Here is a 7892-nt window from a genome sequence, read left to right on the forward strand (position 1 = left end):
GCTCACTTCCACCGCGCGATGGTGACGCGCGTGCCCATCCCGGGCGTCGACGCGATGTGGAATTCGTTCGAGAGGCGCTTGGCCCCGCCCAGGCCCAGACCGAGCCCCCCACCGGAGGTGTAATGGTCGGTCATGGCCTGCTCGATGTCGGCGATGCCCGGCCCCGTGTCCTCGAAGGTCAGACGCAGGCCCTTGCGGGCCCCGTTCTGGACGATCTCGGCGCGGACGTCGCCACCCCCGCCATAGTCGAGGGTGTTGCGCGCGAGTTCGCTCGCGGCGGTGACGATCTTCGTCTGGTCGACGAGCCCGAGCCCGATCTCCACCGCGAGCGCGCGCACCCGCTGACGCACGCGGACGACGTCGCCGCCTGAGCGGATCGGGAGGGTCTCAGCTTTCGAGACCGTCACGGTCGCTCCCGTGCCCGTCCTCCTCGGACAGCCGCGCCTGAATCAGGGCCATGCCACGCTCCACGTTGAGGGCGGTCCTGATGCCTGTGAGCTCCAGGCCCAACTCGACCAGCGTGATGGCGACCGCCGGACGCATCCCGGCCACGACCGTCTCGGCGTCGAGGACGCGCGCGATGGCGGCGATGCTCACCAGCATGCGCCCGATGAAGGAATCCACGATTTCCAGTGCCGAGATCTCGATGAGGACGCCGCGTGCGCCGGTGCGCACGATCATCGCCGTGAGGTCCTCCTCCAGGGCCAGCGCGAGGTGGTCGTGCATGTCGACCTGGATGGTGACGATCAGCACGCCACCGAGCTTGAGAATCGGGATGCGCTCCATGGCCTCAGCGGCGCTCCTCGGCCGGAGCCTGCTGGCGCACCACCTTGCGGCCGGTCCGCCGCAGGGCGACCGCGAAGGCGTCGGCCAGCGTCGCCTTCGAGACGACGTTCAGCTCGACGCCGAGGTGCACCATGGTCTGGGCGATCTGCGGCCTGATGCCGGACACGATGCAGTCGGCCCCCATCAGGCGCGCCGCCGCGACGGTCTTCAGCAGATGCTGGGCGACAAGCGTGTCGACGGTCGGCACGCCGGTGATGTCGATGATGGCGATCTCGGCTTCCTCGTCGACGATGGCCTGCAGCAGATTTTCCATCACGACGCCCGTGCGGGCGCTGTCGAGGGTGCCGATCAACGGCAGCGCCAGGATGCCGTCCCAAAGGCGGACCACGGGCGTGGAGAGCTCGGCGATCTCCTGTCCCTGGCGTCCGATCACCTCCTCGCGGCTCGCCAGGAAGACTTCCATGGTCTGAAGCCCGAGGCGGTCGAGCACTTTGCTCGCGGCCCACGTTCCCGCCGCCAACCCTTGCGCGTCCGTTCCATGGGTCTTCACAAGAGCCTCGAAAACCCGTTCCTTGAGCGAGAACACGAAGTTTGCGGTGTCCGTCGGGGTGAAACCCTGGATGGCGCGCGAGCGCGAGATGTCGGCGAGGGTCTCGCGGATCGAAGCGAAGCCTTCCGCGTCGGCGTCGAGGCCGCCACCGGCGAGTGCTTCCCGCAGGAGGCCGAGGACCGTCTTGGCCTGGGTCCGGAGCTCGGCCTCGCGGATGCGGCCGCTCCGCAGGGACGTTCCATCTCGAAGGGACGCGATCCAGGCGTCGAGGATCGTGACCTCGTCCTCCGCGAGCGTCCTCTCAAGGACCCCTGCACCGTCCATCGTCATCAAGTCATCCTTGTCATCGCCGTTCCGGGTCTACCCTGCTCGGAGCGCGTTCGATAGGCGCCATCGCGGTGGCAGACATCCATGCAGCAACTTGTTGCTGGTCCACGAGGTTCGGATCCCCCCCTGCCGGCCTGCGGAAATCGGAGCCCGGCGGCCGCTGCGACGCCGCCGCGATGGCATGACCACCTTCGTCGCAGCGGACGAACTCCGCGCGGCCCGGAACGGGGGGAGGGACGCGGCCTCCACCGAGATAGGGAGCCGGCCCTCGCCGGCCCTCGCGTCGCTGGCGTTGAACGGCTCCGTCTCTTCGCGCACCGTTCGACCTATGTTGCGTCCTTGGCCGAGCCGCTGCGCCGAGCGATGCCCGGAACCTCCGCGTGCAGCGCCGGGGCGCGCGTCGCGTCATCGTCGGCAGGCGACGGAGTTGCTCGCTTCCGGCGGGCGGCCGAGGCGATCAGCACGTAGAAGAGGGGCGTGACGAACACCGCCAGCACGGTCGCGGTGATCATGCCGCCAAGCACGCCGGTGCCGATGGCGCGCTGGCTGTTCATGCTGGCCCCCGTGGCGATGGCGAGCGGCACCACACCGAGGATGAAGGCGAACGAGGTCATCACGATGGGCCGGAAGCGCAGGGCGCAGGCTGCCAGCGCGGCCTCGCGCACCGAGCGGCCCTGCGCCACGAGGTCCTTGGCGACCTCGATGATCAGGATGGCGTTCTTGGCGGTCAGGCCGATCACCGTAATCAGGCCGACCTTGAAGTAGACGTCGTTGGGCATGTCGCGCATCAGCATGGCGAAGACCGCGCCGACCACGCCCGTCGGCACCACCAGCAGCACGGCGAGCGGGATCGACCAGCTCTCGTAGAGCGCCGCGAGGCAGAGGAAGACGCAGAACAGCGACAGGGCGAGCAGATAGACCGCCTGGCTCCCTGAGAGCTTCTCCTGCAGGGACTGGCCGGTCCAGGCGTAGTCGAAACCGGCCGGCAGTTGCCCGGCCAAACGCTCCATCTCCGCCATGGCGTCGCCGCTGGCATAGCCCGGGGCCGCCGTGCCGCCGAACTTGATGCTGGGATAGCCGTTGAAGCCGACCACCTGGGCCGGGCCCATGGTCCATTGCAGCCGCGCGAAGGATTGTAGCGGCACCATCTGGCCCCGGGCATTGCGCACGTTCAGATCGAGCAGATCCTCGGCCTTCATCCGCCGCCCGGCCTCGGCCTGCACGATCACCCGCTGCATGCGGGCCTGGTTCGGGAAGTCGTTGACGTAGGCCGACCCGAGGCTCGTCGAGAGCGTGTCGTTGATCTCCGCGAAGGTGACGCCGAGCGCGTTCGCCTTCTCGCGGTCGATCAGGAGTTCGACCTGCGGCGCCGTCGGCAGGCCCTCGACGTAGACGCCCTGGAGAACCGGGCTCTGCGCGGCGGCGGAGAGAAGCCGGTCGCGGGCTGCCGCCAGGGCGGCGTAGCCCTGCTGGCCCTTGTCCTGCAGGCGGAAGCTGAAGCCGCTGGAATTGCCGAGGGAGTCGATGGCCGGCGGGGCGAGACTCATGGCGACGGCGTCGGGCAGGCCGGCCAGCATGGCGTTGGCGCGGGCGCTGATGGCGTCGGCGCCGTCGGACGGCCCGCGTTCCGGCCACGGCTTCAACCCGACGAAGTTCAGCGCCGCGTTCTGGCCCTGGCCGGAGAAGCCGAAGCCGAGCAGGACGGTCTGGTTGTCGACGCCGGGCTCGCGGGCGAAATGCGCCTCGATCCGCCTGGCGACGTCGAGGGTGCGCTCGGCCGAGGATTCCGGCGGGGTCTGCACATCGACGATGATGAAGCCCTGGTCCTCGACGGGCAGGAAGCTCGACGGCATGCGGACGTAGCCCCACCCCAACGCCGCGATGAGCGCGGCGTAGACGACGAGGGCGTGCACGGGCCGGGCTAGCATCGCGCTTACCCCGGACCGGTAGGCCTCCGTTGCGGCGGCGAAGCGGCGGTTGAACCAGCCGAACACGCCACCCTTGGCGTGGCCGTGACCGGCCGCGACGGGCTTGAGCAGGGTCGCGCACAGGGCCGGGGTCAGCGACAGCGCCAGGAAGGCCGAGAAGGCGATGGAGGTCGCCATGCTAACGGCGAACTGGCGGTAGATCACCCCGACGGAGCCGGGGAAGAACGCCATCGGCACGAACACCGCGACCAGCACCAGGGTGATGCCCACGATGGCGCCGGTGATCTGCCCCATGGCCTTGGCGGTGGCGGCGCGCGGGGACAGGCCCTCCTCGACCATGATCCGCTCGACGTTCTCCACCAACACGATGGCGTCGTCGACGAGGATGCCGATCGCCAGCACCATGCCGAACATGGTCAGCACGTTGATGGAGAAGCCGGCGAGCAGCAGGGCGCCGCAGGTGCCGAGCAGGGCCACCGGCACCACGATGGTCGGGATGATCGTGTAGCGAATGTTCTGGAGGAACAGGAACATCACCGCGAACACCAGCGCCATCGCCTCGGCGAGGGTCATCAGCACCTGCCGGATCGAGACCTCGACGAAGGGGGTGGTGTCATAGGGGATACTGACCCTCACGTTGGCGGGCAGGGACTTGCTAAGCTGGGCGATCTTGGCCCGCACGCCCGTGGCGGCGGCGAGGGCATTGCCGCCGGGCGCGAGCTGGATGCCGATGCCGGCGGCGGGACGCCCGTCGAGGCGGGTCTGCATGGCGTAGGACTGGCCGGCGAGCGCGACCTCCGCGACATCGCGCAGGCGCACCAGCGAGCCGTCCATGTTGGCGCGCAGGACGATCTCGCCGAACTCGCGCGGCGTCGTCAGCTGTCCCTTCACCAGGACGTTCGTCGCGATGCGCTGGCCTTGCCTGGCCGGCTGCGCCCCGACGATGCCGGAGGCGATCTGGGCGTTCTGCGCGCCCACCGCCGCCGTGACGTCGGCCGCCGTCAGGTTGAGGCCGACGAGCTTGACCGGATCGATCCAGATCCGCAGGGCTTTCTCGGACGAGAACAGGGTGGCGCGCCCGACCCCCGGCACGCGCCGCAATTCACCGAGCACGCGCCGGGCGGCGAGGTCGCCGAGATCGATCTCGCTCATGGCGTCGTCGCGGGAACTGAGGGTGACGAACTGCAGGAAGCTCGTGCTGGCTTCCTCGACGATGACGCCCTGCTGGGCCACCGCCCGCGGTAGCCGCGCCTCGATGCGCTTGATCCGGTTCTGGACCGCGACGGTGGCCTTTGAGGCATCCGAGCCCGGCGCGAACGAGGCCATGATCTGGGCCTGGCCCGAGGTGTCGCTGGTGCTCTCGAAGTACATGAGCCCCGGGATGCCGTTGAGCTCCTCCTCGATGATGCGGGTGACGCCGTCGTAGAGACGCTCGGGCGGGGCGCCCGGATAGGTCGCCGTGACCTGGATCGTGACGGGGGCCACGTCCGGGTACTGCGACACCGGCAGGACGGCGATGGAGATCGCCCCCACCAGCATGATGAACAGCGAGATCGCCCAGGCGAAGATCGGGCGGTCGATGAAGAACCGGGTCATGGGACTGCGCCTGCGCGAGCGGGGCCGGGATGGTGGGGCGTCGGGCTTGATCAGTGTGGGTCGGGGACGGCGGCCGTCTTGCCGCCCGTCCAGGCAACCGGATTGACGGCCATGCCGGGCTGGATCTTCTGGAAGCCCTCCACCACCACGGTTTCGCCGGCCTTCAGCCCCTCCTCGACGATCCAGCCGGTGTCAGTGAGCGCGCCGGTGCGCAGCGGTCGCAGGGCGGCCTTTCCGTCCGCGACGACGTAGGCCTGGGCCTCGCCGGCGCTGCTGCGCTGGATCGCCTGCGCCGGGACGACGACGGCATCGGCCTTCATGCCCTGTGCGAGGCGCACGCGGACATAGGTCCCCGGCAGCAGGGCGGCCTTCGGATTCGGGAACGTCGCGCGCAGGCTGACCTGTCCGGTTCCGGGATCGACGCTGACGTCGGTGAACAGCAAGCGACCGGCGGTCGGGTACAGGCCACCGTCCGTCTGGACCAGCCTCACCTCCGTCGCCTCCTTGCCGGCGGCGCGCTCGACGAGCCGGCCCGGATCCGAGGCGGAGGCGTTGAAGTCGGCGAAGATCGGGTCGATCTGCTGGATCACCGCGAGCTTCGTGGCGTCGCTCTGGTTCACCAGCGCACCTTCGGTGATGAGCGCGCGTCCGATGCGGCCATCGATGGGAGCCCGCACGGTGGCGAAGTCGAGGTCGATCCGAGCCCGGGCGAGCTGCGCCTTGGCGCTCGCCACGTCGGCCTCGGCCTGGCGCAGGGTCGCGACCGCGATGTCGCTCTGCGCCGTGCTAGCCGCCTGCCGCTCCAGAAGCGTCTCGGTCCGCTCCGATTGCTTCAGCGCCTGGATGCGGGTGGCCTCGGCCTTGGCGACCGCCGCGATCCTGGCGTCGACCTCGGCCCTGTAGATCGCCGGGTCGATCCGGAAGAGCACGTCGCCCTTCCGCACGAGGCTGCCCTCCTCGAAGGCACGCTCCTGGATGATGCCGGAAACCTGCGCCCGAACCTCGGCCACGCGGGTCGAGGCGAGCCGCCCCGGCAGGTCGAGCATGCGTGGTACGGTGGTCGCCGCCACGGTCACGGTCGACACGTCCATGGGCGGCGTCTCAGCCCCGGCCGTGGTCGGGTCGGTGGCGCTCGGCTTGCAGCCGAACAGGGCCAGGATCACGATGCAGGGCGTGATCACCGGGACGATGGGCAGGCGTCTACGTTCACGCTCTCGCATGGGTCGGCGGGTCCTCGGTCCGGGATGATCCGGGATGATGAGAAGGAGGGTGCGGTGGGACCGCTCAGTCGGGAAGCGTCATCGCCACCAATCGCTCGCGGAGGGCGGAGAGGTCCGGCATCGGGCCGCCATCCTCGCGCAGGAGGCCGGCGAGCCAGACCCCGTCGGCGGCCAGCCGAACGATCTCAAGGGTCGGATGATCGTCGGTCGCGCGGTGCCGCCGGACGAACTTGGCGAACCACTCCGCCGTCACACGGCGTAGACTCGGTTCGGTCAGGGACGAAATGTAGAGGGCCGTCCACTGGCTGCCCTGGTTCAACATCAGGTCGTCCAGGGTGACCGTCACGTAGGCCCGGGTGAACCGGCCGAATGGGTGCGGATCGGTCGCCATGGCCGCCTCGATGTCCGCGTCGAGCTTCTCCAGGAGTTCGGCGACCACGGCGTCGATCAGGGCCTGCTTGCTCGCGAAGTGGTGGAACATCGCGCCCTTGGTGACGCCCGCCGCCTCGCAGACCGCCTGCACCGTCACGGCGGCGAGCCCTTGCTCGATGGCCAGATGGGCCGCGCACTCGAGGAGCGTGCGCCGGACTAGCTCCGGTTGCTTCTTGCGGCGAGACGCGGCCTCCACGGTCAGTGCCCCGTCGCGGTCGAGAACGCCTGCATCACCACGACGCCACCGACGATCATGCCGATGCCGACGAGCGCGGGCAGGTCGAGGGATTGCTTGAACACCGTCGCCCCGATCACGGCCGTCAGGATGACGCCCACCCCGCTCCAGATGGCGTAGGCGATCCCGAGCGGCATCACTTTCAGGGCGTGCGTCATCAGGTAGAACGCCCCGGCATAGAACGCCGCCATCGCCAGCGTCGGTCCGAGGCGGGTGAACTGCTCGGACTTCTGCAGGAAGGTCGTGCCGGCGACCTCGCACACGATGGCGACGGTCAGGGCAGCGTAGGCGACGGCTTGGCTCGGCATGGTCTCACCAGTGAAACGATGGGTTCATACATACATACCATTCGGTATCTTTCAAGGGCCTCAGCCTCGTCTGACGGCGAGGTGGAGGTATCCATGATGCTACCTCCTTCAGCGCCGGCGAGAGGCGGCACCATGGTGACGACGGTGGGATATCGTGACCGGCCCTATCCCGACCAGACATCAGGACGAGGAACGGTGTTCTCTCTGTGTTCCGAGGCACGCGAAGGGACGGGCTTGAGGGAGAATTCTGATGGAATCCGGAGTGACGAGACGGGAGGGTTCAGGTATCGCTTTCCCGGGCGTCCTCGCCCTGCCGGGCCTGTAGCTCAATGGTTAGAGCCGACCGCTCATAACGGTCTGGTTGCAGGTTCGAGTCCTGCCGGGCCCACCACCTTTTCCCCTCTGTAGACCACTCGAAATCGACCCGTCGGCGGAGCCTTCCCGGGGCGGCCGGAACCGAAACCGGAACCGCAAACGTGTTTTGACCCCACTCGGAGGCTCTCCGGCGGG

The 7892-nt window shown here is 68.9% G+C and carries 7 protein-coding genes and 1 tRNA gene; 1 reads left to right on the forward strand and 7 read right to left on the reverse strand.

Annotation, left to right across the window (positions count from 1 at the left end):
* Positions 1–2: 2 nt before the first annotated feature.
* The 7 genes from MKK58_RS22005 to MKK58_RS22035 form a co-directional block, all read right to left on the reverse strand.
* Positions 3–407 carry an anti-sigma regulatory factor gene (locus tag MKK58_RS22005; protein ID WP_243914792.1) on the reverse strand — a complete coding sequence of 135 codons (405 nt, stop codon included), beginning with the start codon at positions 405–407 and terminating at the stop codon, positions 3–5.
* Positions 388–786, reverse strand: a complete 399-nt coding sequence (locus MKK58_RS22010; RefSeq protein ID WP_243914793.1) for an STAS domain-containing protein — start codon at positions 784–786, stop codon at positions 388–390. Before MKK58_RS22010 ends, MKK58_RS22005 begins: the two co-directional genes overlap by 20 nt.
* Positions 787–790: 4 nt before the next feature.
* On the reverse strand, positions 791–1666 hold the full coding sequence (locus tag MKK58_RS22015; RefSeq protein ID WP_243914794.1) for an STAS domain-containing protein: 876 nt from the start codon (positions 1664–1666) through the stop codon (positions 791–793).
* A 323-nt stretch (positions 1667–1989) separates the two neighbouring features.
* On the reverse strand, positions 1990–5187 hold the full coding sequence (locus MKK58_RS22020; RefSeq protein WP_243914795.1) for a multidrug efflux RND transporter permease subunit: 3198 nt from the start codon (positions 5185–5187) through the stop codon (positions 1990–1992).
* Positions 5188–5237: 50 nt separating this feature from the next.
* The gene (locus MKK58_RS22025; RefSeq protein ID WP_243914796.1) at positions 5238–6407 is read right to left on the reverse strand and encodes an efflux RND transporter periplasmic adaptor subunit; all 1170 of its coding nucleotides are present in this window, start codon (positions 6405–6407) and stop codon (positions 5238–5240) included.
* 64 nt (positions 6408–6471) lie between these two features.
* Positions 6472–7035: a TetR/AcrR family transcriptional regulator gene (locus MKK58_RS22030; RefSeq protein ID WP_243914798.1), complete on the reverse strand. Its 564-nt coding sequence runs from the start codon at positions 7033–7035 to the stop codon at positions 6472–6474.
* A gap of 2 nt (positions 7036–7037) precedes the next feature.
* A complete protein-coding gene (locus MKK58_RS22035; RefSeq protein WP_243914800.1) occupies positions 7038–7382 on the reverse strand; it encodes a DMT family transporter in 345 nt (114 codons plus the stop codon).
* Positions 7383–7697: 315 nt separating this feature from the next.
* Here MKK58_RS22035 and MKK58_RS22040 point away from each other — a divergent pair.
* Positions 7698–7773 (forward strand) — tRNA-Ile (locus MKK58_RS22040).
* Positions 7774–7892: the final 119 nt, after the last annotated feature.

The sequence above is a fragment of the Methylobacterium sp. J-078 genome (genome assembly GCF_022829285.1).
Lineage (GTDB): Bacteria > Pseudomonadota > Alphaproteobacteria > Rhizobiales > Beijerinckiaceae > Methylobacterium.